Origin of the sequence: Ralstonia sp. 25C (assembly GCF_051904805.1) — a bacterium.
Taxonomy (GTDB): Bacteria; Pseudomonadota; Gammaproteobacteria; order Burkholderiales; family Burkholderiaceae; genus Ralstonia.
The window spans coordinates 1,755,814-1,776,744 of sequence record NZ_CP196737.1 but is presented as its reverse complement, the minus strand read 5'-3'; the positions used below and the strand labels follow the sequence as shown (position 1 = coordinate 1,776,744).

At 65.8% G+C, this 20,931-nt stretch carries 14 protein-coding genes; 5 read left to right on the top strand and 9 right to left on the bottom strand.

The genetic code is table 11. The features are described 5' to 3' along the window. Nucleotides 1-36: 36 nt before the first annotated feature. Nucleotides 37-729 (bottom strand): Crp/Fnr family transcriptional regulator, encoded by a 693-nt coding sequence (locus ACS7SF_RS08265; RefSeq protein ID WP_439892478.1) that lies wholly within the window; start codon nucleotides 727-729, stop codon nucleotides 37-39. Between the two features lie 208 nt (nucleotides 730-937). Between ACS7SF_RS08265 and ACS7SF_RS08260 the strand changes: the two genes are divergently transcribed. After that, complete coding sequence (locus tag ACS7SF_RS08260; protein ID WP_439892477.1) at nucleotides 938-1,561, top strand: HD domain-containing protein; 624 nt, start codon at nucleotides 938-940, stop codon at nucleotides 1,559-1,561. Here the strand turns inward: ACS7SF_RS08260 and ACS7SF_RS08255 are convergent. Continuing rightward, a complete protein-coding gene (locus ACS7SF_RS08255; RefSeq protein ID WP_439892476.1) occupies nucleotides 1,558-2,553 on the bottom strand; it encodes a 2-hydroxyacid dehydrogenase in 996 nt (331 codons plus the stop codon). The two genes, ACS7SF_RS08260 and ACS7SF_RS08255, sit on opposite strands and share 4 nt — an antisense overlap. A 57-nt stretch (nucleotides 2,554-2,610) precedes the next feature. Then, nucleotides 2,611-3,633: an alcohol dehydrogenase AdhP gene (gene adhP, locus ACS7SF_RS08250; protein WP_439892475.1), complete on the bottom strand. Its 1,023-nt coding sequence runs from the start codon at nucleotides 3,631-3,633 to the stop codon at nucleotides 2,611-2,613. A 156-nt stretch (nucleotides 3,634-3,789) separates the two neighbouring features. Here adhP and sbcB point away from each other — a divergent pair, with 156 nt between their 5' ends. Then, nucleotides 3,790-5,229, top strand: coding sequence for an exodeoxyribonuclease I (gene sbcB, locus ACS7SF_RS08245; protein ID WP_439892726.1), 1,440 nt, complete (start codon nucleotides 3,790-3,792; stop codon nucleotides 5,227-5,229). 68 nt (nucleotides 5,230-5,297) lie between these two features. Here the strand turns inward: sbcB and ACS7SF_RS08240 are convergent, their stop codons facing one another. After that, nucleotides 5,298-8,858 carry an indolepyruvate ferredoxin oxidoreductase family protein gene (locus ACS7SF_RS08240; protein WP_439892474.1) on the bottom strand — a complete coding sequence of 1,187 codons (3,561 nt, stop codon included), beginning with the start codon at nucleotides 8,856-8,858 and terminating at the stop codon, nucleotides 5,298-5,300. Nucleotides 8,859-9,537: 679 nt separating this feature from the next. Between ACS7SF_RS08240 and ACS7SF_RS08235 the strand changes: the two genes are divergently transcribed. Continuing rightward, nucleotides 9,538-10,404, top strand: coding sequence for a hypothetical protein (locus ACS7SF_RS08235; protein ID WP_439892473.1), 867 nt, complete (start codon nucleotides 9,538-9,540; stop codon nucleotides 10,402-10,404). Next, entirely contained in the window at nucleotides 10,401-11,090 is a 690-nt protein-coding gene (locus ACS7SF_RS08230; protein ID WP_439892472.1) for an N-acetyltransferase, read from the top strand. Before ACS7SF_RS08235 ends, ACS7SF_RS08230 begins: the two co-directional genes overlap by 4 nt. On the opposite strand, the gene ACS7SF_RS08225 is transcribed toward ACS7SF_RS08230, so the two are convergent. Next, nucleotides 11,068-12,534, bottom strand: coding sequence for a PLP-dependent aminotransferase family protein (locus tag ACS7SF_RS08225; RefSeq protein WP_439892471.1), 1,467 nt, complete (start codon nucleotides 12,532-12,534; stop codon nucleotides 11,068-11,070). The two genes, ACS7SF_RS08230 and ACS7SF_RS08225, sit on opposite strands and share 23 nt — an antisense overlap. A gap of 92 nt (nucleotides 12,535-12,626) precedes the next feature. Here ACS7SF_RS08225 and ACS7SF_RS08220 point away from each other — a divergent pair, with 92 nt between their 5' ends. Beyond that, entirely contained in the window at nucleotides 12,627-13,310 is a 684-nt protein-coding gene (locus ACS7SF_RS08220) for a pyridoxamine 5'-phosphate oxidase family protein (RefSeq protein WP_439892470.1), read from the top strand. A gap of 557 nt (nucleotides 13,311-13,867) precedes the next feature. Here the strand turns inward: ACS7SF_RS08220 and gspF are convergent. The 4 genes from gspF to gspD all read right to left on the bottom strand — a co-directional run bounded on the left by gspF (nucleotide 13,868) and on the right by gspD (nucleotide 20,910). Next, entirely contained in the window at nucleotides 13,868-15,079 is a 1,212-nt protein-coding gene (gene gspF / locus ACS7SF_RS08215) for a type II secretion system inner membrane protein GspF (RefSeq protein ID WP_439892469.1), read from the bottom strand. Nucleotides 15,080-15,095: 16 nt separating this feature from the next. Then, nucleotides 15,096-16,838, bottom strand: a complete 1,743-nt coding sequence (locus tag ACS7SF_RS08210; protein ID WP_439892468.1) for a DUF4153 domain-containing protein — start codon at nucleotides 16,836-16,838, stop codon at nucleotides 15,096-15,098. A gap of 88 nt (nucleotides 16,839-16,926) precedes the next feature. Continuing rightward, entirely contained in the window at nucleotides 16,927-18,486 is a 1,560-nt protein-coding gene (gene gspE, locus ACS7SF_RS08205) for a type II secretion system ATPase GspE (RefSeq protein ID WP_439892467.1), read from the bottom strand. A 6-nt stretch (nucleotides 18,487-18,492) separates the two neighbouring features. Further along, entirely contained in the window at nucleotides 18,493-20,910 is a 2,418-nt protein-coding gene (gene gspD / locus ACS7SF_RS08200; protein ID WP_439892466.1) for a type II secretion system secretin GspD, read from the bottom strand. Nucleotides 20,911-20,931 lie beyond the last annotated feature (21 nt).

The following is a 20,931-nucleotide window of genomic DNA, read 5'->3' as shown; positions in this document are numbered from 1 at the left end:
GCTGAATCGCGCGTGCCCGATCGACGGAGTGCTCGGCTAGTGGCGGCCCGCGAGCGCGCGCAGTGCCGGCGTATCGACAATGTCCACCGTTCTGTAGTGGCAACGAATCCACCCGGCGCGCTGCCACGCCTGCAGGTATTTGGAGATGGTCTGCCGCGAGCGCGCCAGCATGCGGCCCAGCTCTTCATTGCTGGCGGCCACGGTATGGCCGTCACCGGCGCGAGCGAGTTGCAGCAGGCGCTGGGCGAGGCGCGCATCGGCGGGCATTTCGCTGGCGTGCTCGAACTCGTCGAAGATCAGCCGGATCCGCTGGCAGAGCTGCTGCATCAGCGCCCACATGCCGGCCGGATAGGCGGACACCACGCGCGCAAATGCCGCGGTGCCCAGCAGGATCAGGGTGGTCGGCCCTTGGGCGTGGGCACTGTGCGTGCGGCCGCCGCCGTCGATGAGGGCGATCTCACCAAACCACTCGCCGGCCCGCAGCACGCCGTAGACCAGCTCGCTGCCGCCGTCCGTCGTCCGGCTGATGCGTACGCGGCCGCGCACGATCAGGAACATGCCCTGGGCCGGTCCGCCGTGCGGGTGGATGCACTCGCCGTCGGGGTAGGTGATGAGACGCGCGGTGGGCGCAATCTCGGCCAGCAACGCGGCAGGGGCATCGCGCAGCCAGCCCTGGGCCAGTTGCCCCGGCGTCGGGGCGGAAGCGGTATGGGAGGCGTCTGGGGGCATGACGGCAGGATGCGGCAAGGGCGGTGCGGCCATTGTCAAACGCTTGACAGTCTGCCGGCAAGGCCTGGGCAGACAATGCTTCCGAGTTATTCACAAGGGTTATCCACAGCAGTTGTCCACAGTGGTTATCCACAGCAATAACGCCCACCAAGCTGCGCACCCATGACGCGGCATTCCAGACCCGTTCAGGCGACGAAGGAGACACCCCATGACGCACGACACCGCCGCACGCGCGACGTTTTCCCACATGGAGCGCGGCACGCGCGAGGACTGGGCCGCCATCTCGGCCGAGTTCATGCCCTACGCCCGCGCACTGCCTGACCGCGTGCTCGCGCACCTGAAGCTGCTCGACGGCGACTGCGGCGGCTTCCCGATCGACCGGCTCGCACACTCCCTGCAAACCGCCACGCTGGCCCATCGCGATGGCCGCGACGAGGAATACGTGGTCTGTGCGCTGCTGCACGACATTGGCGACACGCTGGGCAGCTTCAACCACCCGGACATCGCTGCGGCCATCCTCAAGCCCTTCGTCAGCCCCGAGAACCTGTGGATGGTCGAGAAGCACGGCATCTTCCAGGGCTACTACTTCTTCCACCACCTGGGCCTGGACCGCAACCTGCGCGAGCAATACCGCAGCCAGCCCGCGCTGTTCGAGCGCACCGCCGAGTTTTGCGCCAAGTACGATGCTGCCGCGTTCATGCCGGACTACGACAACCTGCCCCTGTCGTTCTTCGAGCCGATGGTGCGCCGCGTGCTGGCCAAGCCGCGCAACTCCATCTATGTGAAAGAGGGCGAGAGCGAGTTGTCCCGGCCGAAAGCGGACGTCGCCTAGGCTTTCACCACGTTGACGGGCGCGCCGGCCGCCCACGCCGCCACGTTGGCGAGCGTGGTGTCGGCAATACCCGCCAGCGCCTCGCGCGTGAAGAACGCCTGGTGCGCCGTGACGATGACGTTGGGAAACGTCAGCAGCCGCGCCAGCACGTCGTCTTGCAGCACGTCGGCGGAGCGGTCTTCGAAGAACAGGTCGGCTTCTTCCTCGTACACATCCAGCCCGAGGTGGCCGAGCTGGCCGGTCTTGAGCGCATGGATCAGGGCGGGGCTGTCGACCAGGCCGCCGCGGCTCGTGTTGATGAGCATCGCACCGGTCTTCATGCTGGCGATCGCACCGGCGTCGATCAGGTGGTGTGTGTCCGCATTGAGCGGGCAGTGCAGGCTCACGATGTCGGACTGCGCCAGCAACGCCGGCAGCGGTAGATACGTCACCCCTAGCGCCGTCAGCGAGGCCAGAGGAAACGGATCGGACGCCAGCACCCGGCAGCCGAAGCCGGTCATGATGCGTGCGAACACCTGCCCGATCTGCCCGGTGCCGACCACGCCGACCGTCTTACCGTGCAGGTCGAAGCCGAGCAGGCCATCCAGCGAAAAGTCGCCCTCGCGCGTGCGATTGCAAGCGCGATGCAGGCGCCGGTTGAGCGTGAGGATCATGCCGACCGCGTGCTCGGCCACCGCGTGCGGCGAATAGGCCGGCACGCGCACCACCGTCAGCCCCAGGCGCTGTGCGGCCGCCAGATCAACGTGGTTGAACCCCGCCGAGCGCAACGCGATCAGCCGCGTGCCCGCCGCAGCGAGCGCGGCCAGCACATCGGCGTTGAGGCAATCATTGACGAACGGGCATACCACCTCGAACCCCGCCGCCAGCGGCGCAGTGTGCGCGTCCAGATGGGTGCGCTGGAAGACCAGATCGAAGGGCTGACCACCCCGCGCCATGGCGGCGCGGAAGCTGTCTTCGTCATAACGGTGGCTGCTGAAGAAGAGGATGCGCATGGCGGTGCGGTAGAGAATGTGATGCTGACAGCTTACGCGCCCGGCCACCGTGTCGCTTCAGAGTGTGAGCACGATGCGGCCATCCACCTTGCCGGCCTTCAGATCGGCGAACACCTGGTTGATGTTGTCGAGCTTGTCACGGTGGATGTGGGCGCGTACCAGGCCTTCGGCGGCAAACTGTAGCGATTCCTGCAAGTCGCGCCGCGTGCCGACAATCGAGCCGCGCACCGTGATGCCGTTGAGCACGGTGGAGAAAATCGGCAACGGAAAATCCCCCGGCGGCAGCCCGTTGAGCGAAATCGTACCGCCGCGCCGCACCATGCCCGGCGCCTGCGCAAACGCGCTGCGCGACACGGCCGTTACCAGCACGCCGTGCACCCCGCCCACCTCCTTCTGGATGACGGCTGCCGGGTCCTGCTGAGATGCATCGACGATCAGTTTGGCGCCCAGTTCGCGTGCCAGTGCCAGCTTGTCGGGCGCCACGTCCACGGCCACCACATGCAGGCCCATGGCAATCGCGTACTGCACCGCCACGTGCCCCAGCCCGCCGATGCCCGAGATGGCGATCCACTGGCCGGGCCGTGTATCCGTCATGCGGATGCCCTTGTAGACCGTCACCCCCGCGCAGAGGATCGGCGCGATCTCTTCAAAGCTGACTTGCGCCGGGAGGTGGCCGACGTAGTTCGGGCCGGCCAATACGTATTCGGCATACCCGCCGTTGACGGAGTAGCCGGTGTTCTGTTGCTCGTGGCAGAGGGTCTCCCAGCCGGAGAGGCAGTGCTCGCAATGGCCGCACGCGGTGTAGAGCCAGGGCACGCCCACGCGGTCGCCTTCCTTGACGTTGGTGACGCCTTCGCCCACGGCCGCTACGTAGCCCACGCCCTCGTGCCCGGGGATGAACGGCAGGCTTGGCTTGACCGGCCAGTCGCCGTCGGCGGCGTGCAAGTCGGTATGGCAGACGCCCGAGGCCGCGATTTTGACGAGAATCTGCCCGCGCCCAGGTGTTGGAACCGGCACTTCCTCAATGCGCAAGGGTTCGCCAAAGGCGTGGACAACTGCCGCTTTCATCGACCGGGCCATGAGACATCTCCAGGAGAGGGGGGAGTTGCTACCAGTCTGGTCAACGCCCGCCGGATGCGGGTTGATGTGCATCAACGGCTGGCTGGCTGCCGGACGCCATCGGCAAGGCTGTTAGCATGCCGGCATCTCTGGCCATTTTTCTTGCGAGCCACCGCTTTGCCTGTCACGCCCACCTTCCTCTGGCACGACTACGAAACCTTCGGCGCTGTGCCACGCCGCGATCGCCCGGCGCAGTTCGCGGGTATCCGCACCGATGCCGAACTCAACGAAATCGGCGAGCCCGTGGAGCTGTTCTGCCAGCCCTCCAACGACTGGCTACCGGACCCCGTGTCGTGCCTGATCACCGGCATCACGCCGCAGCAGTGCGCCAAGCAGGGCGTGCCGGAATACCAATTCGCGCAGGCCATCGAGCGCGAACTGGGCGCGCCCGGCACCATCGGCGTCGGCTACAACACCATCCGCTTTGACGACGAGGTCACGCGCCACCTGTTCTGGCGCAACCTGATCGACCCGTATGCTCGCGAGTGGCAGAACGAATGCGGCCGGTGGGACCTGCTCGACGTGGTGCGTACCACGTGGGCACTTCGCCCCGAAGGCATCCAGTGGCCGAAGCACGAAGACGGCAAGCCGAGCTTCAAGTTGGAGCATCTCTCGCAAGCCAACGGGCTCGTACATGAGGCTGCACACGACGCCGTGTCCGACGTGCGCGCGACGATTGCACTGGCGCGCCTGATCCGCAACGCCCAGCCGCGCCTGTTCGACTTCTGCCTGGCACTGCGCAAGAAAGACCGCGTGGTCGCCGAGATTGGCGATGCGCCGCGCCCGCTGCTGCACATTTCCGGCATGTACGGCGTGGAGCGCGGCTGCATGGCCGTCGTCTGGCCGCTGGGTGGGCACCCGACCAACAAGAACGAGCTGATCGTGTGGGACTTGGCGTTCGATCCGTCGGAGCTGTTCGACATGGACGTCGCCACCATCCGCGAGCGCATGTTCACGCGCACCGCCGACCTGGCTGAAGGCACCACACGCCTGCCGATCAAGACGATCCACATCAACAAGTCGCCCATCGTCATTAGCAACATGAAGACGCTGCAGCCGGCGCAGGCGGAGCGTTGGGGCATCGACTTCGCCACCATCGAACGCCACGCCGGCATCGCCCAGAGTGCGCCCGACCTGCGCGAAACGTGGCGCCAGGTCTACGCCCGTGAGCTGGAACCGATCGAAGATGTCGACCAGAATCTCTACGGCGGCTTCGTCAGTAACGACGATCGCCGCACGCTGAACGAACTGCGCACCCTGTCCGGCGAACAACTCGCGCGCCTGCACCCCGAGTTTGCTGATGCGCGCCTGCCGGAGCTGCTGTTTCACTACCGCGCACGCAACTTCCCCGACACGCTGTCCGAGGACGAATACGAGCAGTGGGAGCAGTTGCGTGCCGAGCGGCTGTTTGAAGGCGTCGGCGGCTATCTCACCTTCGAAGCCTTCGGTGAGCGGCTGCAGCAATTGGGCGCGGAAGCTACAGAGAAAGGCGATGCGCGCGCGCAGAACATTCTGCAAGACCTGTACGACTACGCGCAGCAGATCGTGCCGGGCTAATTATCCACATGCGCAAAGAAAAACGGAGGCCGAAGCCTCCGTTTTTTCATGGCGATGCCTAAAGCCGATCAGGCTGCGCGCTGCGCTGCCGCCGGGTCACGCCACTGCGCGAGCAGCTTGTTCCAGCGGATGCGTGCTGCTGCCAGGTTGGCTTCCTTCACGTGGCCGAAGCCGCGGATGTCTTCCGGCAGGCGGGCCAGTTCCACGGCCTGCGCCAGCTTCTGCGCCGACAGCCCCTTCACCAGTTCATCCACCAGCGCACGGTATTCGCCGATCAGCGCGCGCTCGGTGCGGCGCTCTTCGGTCTTGCCGAACACATCGAACGCCGTGCCGCGCAGGCCCTTGAGCTTGGTCAGCAGCTTGAACAGGCGCATCGTGTTCGGGCCGAAGCGCTGCTTGATCAAGTGGCCCTTCTCGTCACGCTTGGCCGTTACGGGCGGCGCGAGCCAGAAGTTGAGCTGGTAGTCGCGACCGGGTTCGCCTTCGAACTGTGCGCGCAGCTTGTCGAGGAAGGCCGGGTCGGTGTACAGGCGGGCGACTTCGTATTCGTCCTTGTACGCCATCAGCTTGGACAGGTTGCGCACCACAGCTTCGGTCAGGGCGAGCGTTTGGCCAGCGCCAACCACCGCCGTTTCGGCTGCACGCACACGCTCGACAACCGCGCGGAACTCGGCAGCGTAGGCAGCGTTCTGGTACGCAGTCAGCAGATCGACACGGCGGGCGATCAGCGTGTCCAGCGAGGGCAGGGCGATGACGTCCGCCTTGGCACGCGGCGCATCGTCGGCCAGCTTCAGCACCGCATCGCGGTCTTGCGCGAGGTGGCGGCCCCATTCGAACGCGGTCTTGTTCTTCTCGACGGCCACGCCGTTGAGTTCGATCGCTCGCAGCAGCGCGTCGTACGTCAGCGGAATCCAGCCCTTCTGCCACGCGAAGCCCAGCACCAGTGGGTTGGTGAAGATCGCATCGCCCAGCAGGCGTACGGCCAGCGTGTTGGCATCTTCAAACGCGCAGGCATCACCGATGGCGGCGCGGATGTCGGCTTCCGCCGAGCTGCCCGGGAAGCGCCAGTTCGGGTTCTTGATGAAGTCGGCCGTGGGGGAGGCCGTGCTGTTGATGATGGCGCGCGTCTGGCCGTGCTGCACTTTCGACAGCACTTCGTCCGACGCCGAGACGATCGCATCACAGCCGATCACGAGGTCCGCTTCGCCCATGGCGATGCGCGTGGCGTGGATCGAATCCGGACGCTCACCGATCTGCACGTGCGAGAGCACGGCGCCGCCTTTCTGCGCCAGGCCCGCCATGTCGAGCACGGTCACGCCCTTGCCCTCGATGTGCGCGGCCATGCCGAGCAGGCCACCAATGGTCACCACGCCCGTGCCGCCCACGCCGGTCACCAGCACGCCGTATGCGCGCTGGATGGCGGGCAGTTCAGGATGCGGCAGCAGCGGCAGGCCGCTCATCGACACACCGTGCGATTCGGGCTTGCGCACCTGCGCACCTTCAGCCGTCACAAAGCTCGGGCAGAAGCCATTCACGCACGAGAAATCCTTGTTGCACGACGACTGGTTGATCTTGCGCTTGGTGCCCAGCTCCGTTTCCAGCGGCTCGACGGATAAGCAATTCGACTTGACCGAGCAGTCGCCGCAGCCTTCGCACACCGCGTCATTGATGAACGCGCGGCGTGCCGGGTCCACCATCGTGCCGCGCTTGCGGCGACGGCGCTTCTCGGTGGCGCAGGTCTGGTCGTAGATCAGCACGCTGGTGCCTTGCACTTCGCGCAGCTCGCGCTGAATCGCATCGAGACGATCGCGGTGATGCACGGTCACGCCTTCCGGCAGCTTGATCGCCGCGTTGTACTTCTCCGGCTCGTCCGTAACGATGACGATGCGCGACGTGCCTTCGGCATGCACCTGCGCGGCAATCTGCGGCACCGACAGCGGGCCGTCCACCGGCTGGCCGCCCGTCATGGCCACGGCGTCGTTGTAGAGGATCTTGTAGGTGATGTTCACCTTGGCCGCAATCGACGCGCGAATCGCCAGCAGGCCCGAGTGGTAGTACGTGCCGTCGCCCAGGTTGGCGAACACGTGCTGGTCGCCCGAGAAGGGCATCTGGCCGATCCACGCCACGCCTTCACCACCCATCTGGCTGAAGGTGTCGGTGCGGCGGTCCATCCACACGGTCATGTAGTGGCAGCCGATGCCGGCCAGCGCGCGCGAGCCTTCCGGTACGTTGGTCGACGTGTTGTGCGGGCAGCCCGAGCAGAACCACGGCTTGCGCTCGGCGGTGATGCGCGGCTTGGCGAGCGCCTTCTCTTTGGCGTCGATGATGGCGATGCGCGAGGCAATGCGTGCGCGCACGTCCGATGGCAGCTCGAACTTCTCCAGCCGCGTGGCGATGGCGCGGGCGATCAGCGCGGGCGACAGCTCGTAGTGCGCCGGCAGCAGCCAGTTGGCCATCGGCACCGACCATTCGCCGCCGGCGTTGTCGCGCTCGTCAAACTTGCCGTACACGCGCGGGCGCACGTCGTCGCGGTAGTTGTACAGCTCTTCCTTGAGCTGGTATTCGAGGATCTGGCGCTTCTCTTCTACCACCAGAATCTCTTGCAGCCCTTCGGCAAAGGCGCGTGCGCCGTGCGCTTCCAGCGGCCACACGCAGCCGACCTTGTACAGGCGGATGCCGATGCGGCGGCAGGTTTCCTCGTCGAGGCCGAGGTCGACCAGCGCCTGGCGCACGTCCAGGTACGCCTTGCCGGCGGTCATGATGCCGAAGCGTGCCTGCGGCGAATCCATCACCACGCGGTCGAGCTTGTTGGCACGCACGTACGACAGGCCGGCGTACCACTTGTAGTCGAGCAGACGGGCTTCCTGCACCAGCGGCGGATCGGGCCAGCGGATGTTCAGGCCGCCCTGCGGCATGATGAAATCTTCGGGCAGGATGATCTCGGCGCGATGCGGGTCGACGTCAACCGAGGCGGACGATTCCACCACGTCCGTCACGCACTTCATCGATACCCACAGGCCGGAGTAGCGGCTCATCGCCCAGCCGTGCAGGCCGTAATCGAGGTATTCCTGCACGTTGGACGGATACAGCACCGGAATGCCGGCCGCCTTGAAGACGTGCTCCGACTGGTGCGCCAGCGTGGACGACTTGGCGGCGTGGTCATCGCCCGCCAGCACCAGCACCCCGCCATGCGCGGACGAGCCGGCCGAGTTGGCGTGCTTGAACACGTCGATCGTGCGGTCCACACCTGGACCCTTGCCGTACCACATGCCGAACACGCCGCTGAACTTGGCGTTCGGATACAGATTCACCTGCTGCGAGCCCCAGACCGCCGTGGCGGCCAGGTCTTCATTGAGCCCCGCTTGGAAGACGATGTTGTGCCCGGCCAGATGCTTCTTGGCCTTCCACAAGGCCTGGTCCAGCGCGCCCAGCGGCGAGCCGCGATAGCCGGAGATGAAACCTGCCGTATTGAGCCCAGCGGCGCGGTCGCGCTCCTGCTGCAGCATCGGCAGACGCACCAGTGCCTGCGTGCCGCTGATATAGATGCGGCCACGCTCAAGCGTGTATTTGTCGTCCAGGGAAACGGTTTCGAGCGCGCGGCGTAGCGCGTCGTTCAGAGGGGCATTCATGCGTGCTCCGGGTGGGGTGTGTCGGGATCACCGACAGCAGGTCTCTTTTGATGCTGCCCGCGCCGCTTCTTGTGGAAACTGGCAGACAGCTTTGGGTCGGGGCATCGTAGCATCGCGTGACATTCCGAACACCGTGCAACGCAGCAAGAATGGGGGTGGGTTTTCCCGAGGTTGTAGCGTCTCGTGCACGCGTGCGTAGCGTTGGCGTGTCTGTGGACGAAAGTTGTGCGGTGCATGCAACGTTGACGGCCGAATCGGCAAACTTGCGTCAACAAGCCAAGGTTGGAGCACTCGTCGTCTGGACATTGCCGCACGACGTCGCCATCCTCCGCGGTTATCTCTGCATTTCCCTCATTCGATCCGCATCATGTTGTTCGGCACCACTTCCCTCCACGCACAGCCCCGGCACACGCTGCCGGCCGGCTGCACGCGCGTGTGCAGCGGGGTGTCGCATGACATGCCCGGCACGCACGTAGCCCTCCGGCACTTCCTGCTCGCCCGGCTTTCGTAAGCCGTGCGGGGCACCGCCCATCTGGCGCCTCTGCCCCGTACGGCCACTTCCACTCAGTCTCATCTCTTAACGCTGGTTCGACACCACCCGTGTCGGCACCAGTCCGTCCGCCATCTGCTGGTTGATCGCTGATCGTTGATCGCTAGGTTGCCGGGCGCAGGAACTGCCATGGAACTCACCCAGAACTTCATCAAGGCTAAGCAGCCTTGCGCGGCTGGCTATCGCTGGTACATCCGCAACCGCCATAACGGCACCGATTACCAACACCTGCTCGACAGCCTCGTGCGCGAGGGCCGTATCACCGATGCCATCTGGCTGCTCGACAACTTTGGCCCGACCGACGCCGTGCTCGAAGCCGATGACATCGAGGCGGATGCGCTGGTTTTTGCGGGCACGATTGTTGTACGTGGCGGCATCCACGTGGATGGCGTGTTGCGCGCGGGCCAAGCGATCCGTGCTGGCGGTGGTGTGCGCGCCGGCGAATCGATCACCACCGGCGGCGATCTCGAAGCCAAGGCCGGCCTTTACTGCGATGGCACCGTCCACGTGGGCGGTGACCTGCGCGTCGGCTGGAGCGTGGCGACCACTGGCGCATTGCATGTTGGTGGCGTCGCGCGCGTGCATCGTGATCTGCATTGCGATGCCGACATCGACGTGGCCGACGACTTGCTGATCGGCGAGGCGCTGGCTGCGTGCGGCAACGTGCGTTGTGGCAAGGGCCTGCGCGCCGGCGGGGAGGTGAGCAGCGAGGCATCCATCGTGAGTGCGCACGGCATTTTGGCGGGGGCGGATTTGCGTGCGGGCTCGCACATTGAAGCGGGCTGGGGCATCAAGGCCTGGGGCGATATCGAGGCCAGCGGCGCCATCCGCGCGGGCGAGGGCGTGGAGGCGGGCGGTGCCATCGTCGCGGGGCCAGGCTACGGCATTCACGCGGGCCTGAACGTGCGCATGGACGACTGGCCGGCCAGTGCGCGTATCCGCGCGGCCGAGCCACCCGCACGGCTCATCAGCGGCTACTGGGCGGAGGCAGCATGAACGCCACGTTGACATTCCCCATGCCGCCACCGGTTTTGCCGACGTTGGCATCGATGGTGCAGTCGCTGCGTCGGTGGGTTGCGCCGCTCGGCCTGCGCACCGACGTCGACTTCAACAACGAAGACATCGAACGCGAACTCGACGCGCTGTATGAACGCATGCAAACGCCCGGCACGCCGCTGCATGGCATGACGTTGGACGACAATACCTTGCCGGGCTTCCGCATTCACACGCGCGAAGCCGATGGCGAGATCTACGTCTATATCGAAGACGTGGCGGCGCGGCGCCTCGCCGGCTACACGGTCTTCAACCGCTTGATCGAGCTGGACAAGCGCGCCGATCCCCATCTGCGGTCGCCGCACTCGAAGTACGCGTTGGCGTACCAGCGGCGCGGGTTGGCCTCGACCGTATTCCGGCGCGCGCTCGACAGTGGGATGTGTCTGATGAGCGGCGCGCGGCAGTCCGTCGGCGTGCATGGGGTGTGGCAGTCGCTCGCGAAGCGCTACCCATCGGGGTATGTGGAGGTGCGCGACAAGCGCCTGCGCTACCTGGGCGAGCAGGTGGACGATGTCGTGCTGCTGGAGGACTTGCACACGCGGCGCGTGCTGCTGGGCGCGGGCTGGAACCTGCCCGAACTGGCCGCCGCCACGAGGATGGCCATGATCAGCCGGTCAAGGTTTCGATGACGTTGCGGATGCGCACGACCAGCTCGTCCATCATGCTGGCCGGCACGTTGCCGTAACCCAGCACAAGGCCGTTGTACTGCGGGGTGAATGTGCCCGGCAGGCAGAAACGCGACAGCGGCCGTAGCACCATCCCGTGCGCGCGGGCCGCGGTGCTCACATCCACGTCGCGCACCGGCGCGTCGAGCCGTGCGGACAAGTGCATGCCACCCGCGCCGCCGGACACCGTCACCATGCCGGTCAGATGGCGCTCGATGGCGGCTTGCAATGCATCGCGGCGCTCGCCGTACAGGCGCCGCATGCGCCGCAGGTGCCGCGTGAAATGCCCCGCCTCAATGAACTCCGCCAGTGCGAGTTGCTCGGCGACACGCCCACGCAGCATCATCGCGCCGGCTGCCTTGCGCAGCACGGGCGCCAGGGCCGGCGGCACGACCATGTAGCCAAGCCGCAGCGCCGGAAACAACATCTTGCTGAACGTGCCCAGGTAGATGACGGGCGCATCGGCGGTGAGCCCCTGCACGGCCGATAGCGGCGCACCGGTGTGGCGGAATTCGCTGTCGTAGTCGTCTTCGATGATCCACGCGCCGGCTGCGCGCGCTTGCTGAATCAACGCTAGACGCCGCTCCAGACTCATCACCGCGCCGAGCGGGTATTGGTGTGAGGGCGTGATGTAGACCAGTTTTGGCGGGTGCTCGCACCAGTCGTCTGCGGTTGGGGCGAGGCCATCGGCATCCACGCCGATCGGCACCAGGCGCAGGTCTGCCGCTTGCAGGGCCGCGCGCGCGCCGTAGTAGCCGGGGTTCTCGATCCAGGCGGTATCGCCCGCGTCGGCCAGCGCACGGGCGCACATGTCCAGGCTGTTCTGCGTGCCATCAGTGATGAACACCTGCGCCGCGTCACAACGTACGCCGCGTGAGACGCGCAGGTACTCGGCCACCGCCTGACGCAGCGCCACGTTGCCTTCCACCGAGCCGTAGCCCATCTGGCCCGGGCCGATGCGGCGCCATCCACGCTCCACGCAACGGCGCCATTGCGCCAGCGGAAACTCATCCAATGCGGGCGTGCCGGGCAGGAAGGGCAGCAGGTCGCTCATCTCGCCGCTGGGTCGCTCCAGTCCGGTAACGCGGCGGGATAGCACCGGCGCGGGTTGCGGTGCCAGCGCCGGTGTTTGCTGCAGGCCGACACGCGCCACCACCGTGCCTTGCCGACGGCTCACCACAAAGCCTTCGGCCGCGAGTTGCTCATAGGCGTACAGCACCGAGTTGCGCGCGATGCCCAGTTCTTCAGCCAGCGAGCGCGTCGGTGCCAGTTGTGTGCCTTCTTCAATCTGACCGCTCAGGATGGCCGTGCGCAGGCAGGCGTAGAGGCGATGTTGCTGCGAGGCACGTGCACCCGCTTCGTGCGCAGCCGTGCGCTCGTAGTTCGATAGCAAGACGCCATAGTCCATCGTGGCTCCAAGATTGTGTGTTTTGGTGGGTCTACGCATGGTGCCACGGTTTTTCTATCGTCGGCACGTTGATTGCCCATCCGGAGCCGCGCATGTCCACCGTTGAAGCCACCCCGTCCACCGACCGCACCCGTGTCCGCCGTGTCGCGCACCGGGCGCACTACGACCGCACCACGCTGCACGCCATCCTCGACGAGGCCTACGTCTGCCACATCGCCTTCGCCGATGCACACGGCGTGCACTGCATCCCCACGGCTTGCTGGCGCGAGGGCAATCACCTGTACATCCACGGCTCCAATGGCAGTCGCATGCTCAAGCTGGCGGGCAGTGGTGCGCAGGTCTGCGTGACCATCACGCACATCGACGGCTTGGTGCTCGCGCGCTCGGCGTTCAACCATTCGATGAACTACCGCTCGGCTGTCATCTATGGCGCGTTTGAAGTTGTGCCTGACGCGCAGAAGCCTGCGGTGTTGGATGCCTTCATGGAAGTTCTCGCGCCCGGTCGTTCAAGGCAGGCGCGACCCGGCAATGCGAAGGAGCTGGCTGCCACTACCGTGCTGTGTATTCCGCTGGATGAAGCGGCGTGCAAGGTCCGCGTGGGTGGTCCGAAGGATGACGCTGAAGATCTGGATCTGCCGGTGTGGGCTGGGGTGCTGCCGATGGCGTTGTTGCCGCTACCGCCCGTGGTTGAAGCCGCGCCTGCTGGCACGCCGGATTACGTGCTGGAGTGGAGGGACAGTGCTCGGCTTCCTATCGATGAAGCGGTGGCGCTATGAGCGGGGTTGTTGTGTGTTGACGTGGTTTTTGTGTTGGTGGTCCATCCCCGTTTCGTTCCCTGCCGGGACCGACTCACTTTTCTTTGTCTTGCCAAAGAAAAGTAAGCAAAAGAAAGGCGCGCCCGAGATGGCGACTTCCCCTTGAATTTGTGTGACCGTGCGGGGAAGGAGGCAAACTCGCTTCGCTCAAACAGCCTCCTTCCTTTTTCCGCCCGCTCACAAAAATTCAAGGCGCCATCAAGGGCTCAACGTCAAAGGACAAAAACAAAGGCCAACCCGTCGCGAGGTTGGCCTTGTCGTTTGGGCTGGTGTGCCGATGGTTGGCTTTTGACTTTCCTGCCCTAGATGGCGCCTTGAATTTCTGTTGCAGAGAGGAAAAAGAGAGGAGGCTGTTTGAGCGAAGCGAGTTTGCCTTCTCTCCCTCTCTGCGACATAAATTCAAGGCGTGTTTCGCCATCTCGGGCGCGCCTTTCTTTGCTTACTTTCTTTGGCAAGACAAAGAAAGTGAGTCAGCCCCGGCAGGGGATGAAACAAGGGATGCACCACAAACAAAAAACTCAGTGCACCAGCTGATTAATCTCAATGATCGGCATGAGCACGGCCAAGACGATAAGCAACACCACAACCCCCATCGTCAAGATCAAAGCCGGCTCCAGCAAACCAGTCAAGAACAGCGTACGACGCTCCAGTTCCTGCGCCTCACCTTGAGCTGCCCGTTCCAACATCGCAGGCAAATTCCCAGTCGCCTCACCAGAGCGAATCAAATGCACCAACACCGGCGGAAACTGATTCTGTGCCGCCAACGCGCGCGCCAATGACGTCCCTTCCCGCACCCGCGTCGACGCATCCTCTACGTTGGTCTTCAACGCGACGTTGTTCAACGTCTCTCCGGCAGCCTGTAGCCCACGCAAAATCGGCACACCCGCGCTGGTCAGAATCGCCAGCGTGCTGGCAAAGCGCGCCGTGTTGTACCCGCGGACCAGCTTGCCGAACAGCGGCGCGGTCAACAACCACTTGTGCCACGACAGCCGCAACGCCGGCTGCTTGAGCAGATTGCGGATCAGCAAGCCCAACCCCACCAGCACGATCGCGGCCAGCCACCCCCAGTTCCGCACGAAGTCCGACAGCCACAGCATGATGATCGTGAGCGTCGGCAGCTTCTGCTTGGTGTTGGCAAACACGCTCACCACCTGCGGCACCACGTACGACAGCAGGAAGATCACGATGGCAAACGCCACCACCGTGACGATGGCCGGGTACGTGAATGCCAGCTTGATCTTGGAGGTGAGCGCGTTGCGGCTCTCGATGTAGTCGGCCAGGCGCGTGAGCACGAGGCCCAGGTTGCCTGAGTGCTCGCCGGCGGAAACCAGCGCGCGATAGATGTCCGGAAAATCCTTCGGATGCTGCGCCAGTGCCACCGACAGCGAGCTGCCGCCCACCACTTCCGCGCGGATGGCGGCGAGGAGTTCGCCCACGTACGCACGTTCGGCCTGATCGGCCAGTGCGGCGAGCGCTTCATCGAGCGGTAGGCCTGCCACCAACAAGCTGGCAAGCTGGCGCGTCACGAGCGCGTTCTCCTGCGCGGAGAGCCGCTTGCCGAAGCCCGAACCACCTCGCTTGGTGGCCTGCGCCCCGAGTGCGTCGACGACCAGCGGCGTTAGCCCACGTGCCCGCAGGACGGTACGCGCTTGGCGTGCGCTGTCGGCTTCGATGACGCCCTTGTCGGTCTTGCCGGTAGCGTCGGCGGCTTCGTAGCGGAAGGCTGGCATGGCAAATCGTGTTCGGTCAGGGCTTCTTGTTGGTGGCGCAATCGGCAGCGCGGTCGGGGATGACCATCCAGCGCTCCTTGCCGATGAGCAGGTCATTCCAGAGCGGCTTGGCAGCCGTGGCTGTTGCGGCGTCCGCGGCGGTGGTGTCGTGGCGGCAGCCGCGCAAGGAGATTTCCAGGTAGCCAATCGTCTGCCAACCGGCGGACGTGCGTGCGTAGATCTGCGGACGGTACTGCGGCACAGCGGGCAGGATCTCGGGCTGGCCGTCACCGTCGAGGTCCAGCACGATCAGGCCACAGTCGGCTGCGTCATTCATCCTGCATGCGAGCGAGATGAAGTTGTCGTGGTGTGCTCGGGCGTAGTCGATGAACCCGCCAGGCAGGGTGGCGCCCGTCGGGTAGATCTTGGTGCTGGCGAGCACGGCATCGAAGTCAACGCCCTTGGCGCCGTTGCCCCAGCGCTGCGTCTTGGCCAGTGCCAGCGTGGCGCGCCGGTTGATCTCGGCATGGTTGGCGAGCGTGGTGTCGGCAGCGAGCTTGGCCAGTGCCGCTCGGCCCGGGCGGCCCATGTCGAAGCGCAGGGCGTCGTAGTCGAACTTCTCGGCGGTGACCTTGCCGGCGGTCAGGCGCGCGAGCTGGCTGTTCAGCGCCAGGCGATGTTGCTCCAGCACCGGGCTGGCGAGCAAGGCAATCGCCACCAGCAGGCCAATCGCCACCGCCACGTTCACGCGGCCGATGCCGCCCAGCCACGCGCCCCCGCGCAAGGCAGCCAGCGCGTAGCCCAGCGCATACACGCAGCCGGTAAGCGCGACCAGCACGCCCCAGATGCGCTCGATGGTCAGGCCATGCTGCTGGATGCGCAGCCATAACGCGGTCAGCGCCAGCCCGGCGAGCACCGGCAGCGCCAGCGTGAACAGGCGCAGCAAGGCGGCCAGCCAGCGTGGGTAGCCTGGCGCTTCGCTGCCGTCGCCATATGCGGCGTTGATGAAGAGCACCGACACCGCCAGCAGCCACAGCAGCAGCGTGGCCGCATAGCGGGTGGCCCACAGCGTCTTCAGGCCCGTAAACGGCAGCGCCAGCACAAAGCCCGCGCCAATCAGCAGTGTGAGCGGCAGCAGCCACTTGCACGCCGACAGCGCGTGCCGCTGGATCGACTCCACCATCACCGCGTGGCGTCGGCACAGTTGCACTGCGTAGGCAAAGCACACTGTGGTGGCCGGCCAGGCAAAGGCGGGCTTCTGGATCAGCTCACGGAAGAAGCTCAGCCCGATGATGTGGAACAACTGCGCACCCAGGAACAGCACGGCCCAGAAGATGCCGGTGAAGACGGCAGCGTCGATGACCAGGATGGCGTCGCGCCAGCTTGCGCGGAAGAGGGCGGGGTAGTCGGTCAGCGCATGGCCATCGGCGCGTAGCTGGATCAGCGGCAGCGCCAGTACCCACAGCACGACCGATACCATCTGCACGCGGCCAAAGCTCGTGAAGCGTTCAGGCGTCGCCCCGGTCTGCCCCACCCAGTGGCCATAGCCGGCCAATACGGCGATCAGCACAGCAGCGATAACCAGCAGGGCAATCTGGCGGCGTGGTGCAGTCGTGCGATCACATAGGTAGTACGCGGTGGGGCCGAAGGCCAGAAACGTGAAGGCGGTGGCCAGCAGAGCCTGTTGCGTGTCGGCCATGTGCGCGCTGGACAACCGCCCGCACAGGTACAGCCCTACGCCCTGCACGAGGGCAATCAGCATCAACCGCAACGACGGCATCTATGAGGGCTCCACGGGTCAACAGGCCCTAGCAGTGCAGCCGGGGCCGGGTCTATGAATGGCGCGCCAGCCGCGCACTAGTCGCGCCTTAATCGCGCGTCACGCGCAACACTTCTTCCAGCGACGTAGCGCCCGTGTCGATCCAGCGCTGCGCGTCCATGCGCATGGTCTGCATGCCCTGGCCGATGGCGAACGCCTTGATCTCGGATTCGGCGGCCTGGCGGTGGATCATGGTTTGGATCTCCGGCGTGACGGTCAGCAGCTCGTACACGCCGGTACGGCCCTGGTAGCCGGAGTTGCTGCAGCGTTCACACCCGACGTGATGCCACACCGATTTGCGCGCCGGGGTGGCTGGTGCCACACCCTCCGCCACCGGCGTGCCGGCCACGGCTTCCACTTCCGCGGGCGTGAGTTCGAGCACTTCCTCGCGGCGGCAGTGCACGCACAGGCGGCGTACCAGCCGCTGCGCCAGCACCCCCAGCAGCGACGACGACAGCAGGAACGGTTCGATCCCCATGTCGATCAGGCGCGTCACGGCGGAAGCGGAGTCGTTCGTGTGCAGCGTCGCCAGCACCAAGTGACCGGTCAGCGAGGCCTGCACGGCAATCTGCGCGGTTTCCAGGTCGCGGATTTCCCCGATCATCACCACGTCCGGGTCCTGGCGCAGGATGGCGCGCAGGGCCTTGGCGAAGGTCATGTCGATCTTCGGGTTGACCTGCGTCTGGCCGATGCCGTCGAGGTCGTATTCGATCGGGTCTTCCACCGTCATGATGTTGGTGGAAGACGCATCCAGCCGCGATAGCGCTGCGTACAGCGTGGTCGTCTTACCGGAACCCGTCGGGCCGGTGACGAGCACAATGCCGTGCGGTTGGTTGATCAGGTGGTCGAAGCGCGCCAGTGTGCCGGCGCCCATGCCGAGCTTGCCGAGGTCGAGCCGGCCGGCTTCCTTGTCGAGCAGACGCAGCACCGCGCGTTCACCATGGCCGGTGGGCAGCGTGCTCACGCGCACGTCCACCGGGCGGCCGCCGACACGCAGCGTGATGCGGCCATCTTGCGGCAAGCGTTTTTCGGCAATGTCGAGCTGCGCCATGATCTTGATGCGCGAGATCAACGCGCCGTGCAGCGCCTTCTTCGGGCGCACCACGTCACGCAGCGTGCCATCCACGCGGAAGCGCACGACAGACGCGTTCTCGAACGGCTCGATATGGATATCCGATGCGCCTTCGCGTGCGGCCTGCGTGAGCAGCGCGTTGATCATACGGATGATGGGCGCGTCGTCTTCGGATTCGAGCAGGTCTTCCACGGCGGGAATGTCCTGCATCAGGCGCGACAGGTCGACCTCACCTTCCACTTCGCCGACCACTTGCGCGGCGCTGCCGTCCTGCGCGTTGTAGGCGGTTTGCGTGGCGGTGGACAGCGCCGCTGTCTCCAGCGTGACCAGATGCAGCGCGCCGAACACGCGGCCGAGTTCGGCCAGTGCGGTGCGCGAGGTGTCCGGGCACACCCAGACTTCGAGCGTGTCGACGTCCTGGCGGGCGACGAGCAGCTTGGCGTCGCGCGCAAACGCGTACGGCACCAGCCGCACGGCCGACTGCGAGGGGGCCTCGAGCGTGCGGGCGTCGGCGATGGGAGCTTGCGTCGTGGCCATGGGTCTTTAACCGCCCTTGCGCGGCGCGTTGCTGTCGTAGCCGCCGGAAGTGGGCGGCGCGAACTCTTGCTGGCGCGGCTGGCTGCGCGTGGTCGATTGCGGCATCGGCATCGGGGCGCCCGGGGGCACCTGCACGCCTGCGGGGCCCTTCGGCACGATCGACACGTCGCCGTAGTTGTCGGCCGGTCGCACCGCTTCGGGCGCGGGCAGCACCGGGGTGTCCTTATCCGACGTGGTCGGCAGCATGTTCGGCGAGACAAAGCCCTGCTGCGTATCGCGCATGTAGTTGTAGCGGTTGTCCGACAGCGCGCCGGTGGCATCGGCCGTACGCAGGATGATCGGGCGCAGGAAGACGAGCAGGTTGGTCTTCACACGCGTCTTGTTCTCCGAGCGGAACAGCGCACCGAGGATGGGGATGTCGCCCAGGCCCGGCACTTTTTGTTCGCCGTCCTGATAGTTGTCTTCCAGCAGGCCACCCAGCACGACGACCTGGCCGTCGTTCGCCAGCACATTCGTTTCGATGGACCGCACATTGGTGGTCGGGCCTTGCGTCGCATTCTGCGTGCCAGGCACCACCGCCGACGATTCCTGGAAGATCTGCAGCTTCACCAGCCCACCGTCGGTGATCTGCGGCTTGACGCGCAGCGTGATACCGACGTCCTTGCGGTCGAACGTCTGGAACGGCGTAACGGACGCCGCCGTGCCGGTCTGCGCGTACGAGCCGGTGGTGATCGGCACGTTCTGGCCGATCAGGATCTTGGCTTCTTCGTTGTCCAGCGTGATCAGGTTGGGCGTGGAGAGCACGTTGACCGAGCCATCCGAGCCCAGCGCCGACAGAAGTACGCCCAGCCCCGACGCCTTGTTGAACACGCCAAACTGGCCGCCGTTGAGCTGGCCGACGTTCACGCTGCCGAGCGCCGTCTGTGCGGCCGAGCTGCCGATGCCGCCTGAGGTGATGGTGGCAATCGTGCCGGCCAGCGTGAGCAGGTTGCCCGAGCCGGTGCCGAAGTTGGTACCGCCGCCGCCGTAGGTATTCGGGCCGCCCGCGCCCACCATCCACTGGATGCCGAGCTGCGACGCCTTGGTCGCGGTTACTTCCACGATCATCGATTCGATGTAGACCTGCGCACGGCGCGCGTCCAGATCGTCGATCACGGCGCGCAGGTTGCGGTAGACCGGTTCGCTGGCGGTGATGATGAGTGCGTTGGTGGCCGGGTCGGCCTGGATGATGCCGCCGGTGGTGGGCGTGTTGTTCTGCCCGAACGAGGCGCGGAACGATGAGCTGCCGCTACCCGAGCCACTGCCCGAGCCGGAGCCGCTGCCGTAATTGGTGTTCTGCGTGTTCTGGTTGAACTGCGAGCCCGCTGCACCGCCTGCCGGTTGCGAGGTGGCGCCTTGCGCCGCGCTCTGGCCGCCCGGGCCCGTCGATTGCGCGGCGGACAGCGTGGCATCGGCTGCCACGATCGCGCGCAGCGTGGTGGCCAGCTGCACAGCGTTGGCGTTCTTGAGCGGCACCACCCAGATGTTGCCGGGGCGTGCGTTGGGCACATCCAGCTTGGCGATCAGTTGTTTGGCCTGCGCCAGACGCGCAGCGCTCGAAGCGCGGACCATCACGCTGTTCGAGCGCGGCTCGGCCACCACAGAGGTCCGCAGGCTCGGGTCCGACAGCGCCGCGCCGGCACCTGCGCCTGCTGCACCGCCGCCCGACGGGTCGAGCAGCTTTTGCAGCGTGGCCGCCACGTCGATGGCCACCGCGTTCTTCAGCGGAATCAGCTCGGTCTCACCCGCTGCCGGCGTATCGATCGACGCGATGATGCGGCCGATGCGGCGCAGGTTGTCGGCGTAGTCGGTAATGACCAGCGTGTTGTTGGCCGGGTACGCGGTGATGGTGTTGTTGGGCGCGATCATCGGCCGCAGCACCGGTACCAGGTTGTTGGCCGATTCGTGCTGCAGGCGGAAGACCTGCGTGACGACCTGCTCGCCGCCGCGTGCACCGGCTGCGCCCACGCTCGTCGGCGAGCCTTGCAGTTTGGCGTCGGCTTCCGGCACCACCTTGGTAAAGCCGTTGCCCTCGACGATCGCATAGCCCTGCATGCGCAGGATCGAGCCGAGGGATTCCAGCGCCTGCGAGCGCGTGACCGGCTTCTCGGTGACGAGGTTGACGGTGCCCTTCACGCGCGGGTCGACGATGAAGTTCTTGCCGGTGGCCTGGCCGACGGCCTTCACCACCGATTCGAGATCGGCATTGACGAAATTGAGCGAGACCTCGTCCCCCGGATTGCCGCTCTGGGCGGACGTTGCGCTCGGTGGGGCGGCAAGGGCTGACGTCGCGGGCATCGAGCCGGCCACCATTGTTGCGCAGCATGCCAGGACGATGGCGCGAACGGTGAGTCGGGAAGCGGCGTTTTGCATGGTCTCGTTCATGGTTGTCGGCGCGCTGGCTCG

Coding starts and splice junctions, on each gene's coding strand:
- ACS7SF_RS08225 (WP_439892471.1), bottom strand. CDS start 12,534: ATGGACTATGGCGTCTTGCTATCGAACTACGAGCGCACGGCTGCGCAC.
- gspE (WP_439892467.1), bottom strand. CDS start 18,486: ATGGCCACGACGCAAGCTCCCATCGCCGACGCCCGCACGCTCGAGGCC.
- gspF (WP_439892469.1), bottom strand. CDS start 15,079: ATGCCAGCCTTCCGCTACGAAGCCGCCGACGCTACCGGCAAGACCGAC.
- ACS7SF_RS08255 (WP_439892476.1), bottom strand. CDS start 2,553: ATGCGCATCCTCTTCTTCAGCAGCCACCGTTATGACGAAGACAGCTTC.
- ACS7SF_RS08240 (WP_439892474.1), bottom strand. CDS start 8,858: ATGAATGCCCCTCTGAACGACGCGCTACGCCGCGCGCTCGAAACCGTT.
- ACS7SF_RS08230 (WP_439892472.1), top strand. CDS start 10,401: ATGAACGCCACGTTGACATTCCCCATGCCGCCACCGGTTTTGCCGACG.
- gspD (WP_439892466.1), bottom strand. CDS start 20,910: ATGAACGAGACCATGCAAAACGCCGCTTCCCGACTCACCGTTCGCGCC.
- ACS7SF_RS08265 (WP_439892478.1), bottom strand. CDS start 729: ATGCCCCCAGACGCCTCCCATACCGCTTCCGCCCCGACGCCGGGGCAA.
- ACS7SF_RS08235 (WP_439892473.1), top strand. CDS start 9,538: ATGGAACTCACCCAGAACTTCATCAAGGCTAAGCAGCCTTGCGCGGCT.
- adhP (WP_439892475.1), bottom strand. CDS start 3,633: ATGGCCCGGTCGATGAAAGCGGCAGTTGTCCACGCCTTTGGCGAACCC.
- ACS7SF_RS08210 (WP_439892468.1), bottom strand. CDS start 16,838: ATGCCGTCGTTGCGGTTGATGCTGATTGCCCTCGTGCAGGGCGTAGGG.
- ACS7SF_RS08220 (WP_439892470.1), top strand. CDS start 12,627: ATGTCCACCGTTGAAGCCACCCCGTCCACCGACCGCACCCGTGTCCGC.
- ACS7SF_RS08260 (WP_439892477.1), top strand. CDS start 938: ATGACGCACGACACCGCCGCACGCGCGACGTTTTCCCACATGGAGCGC.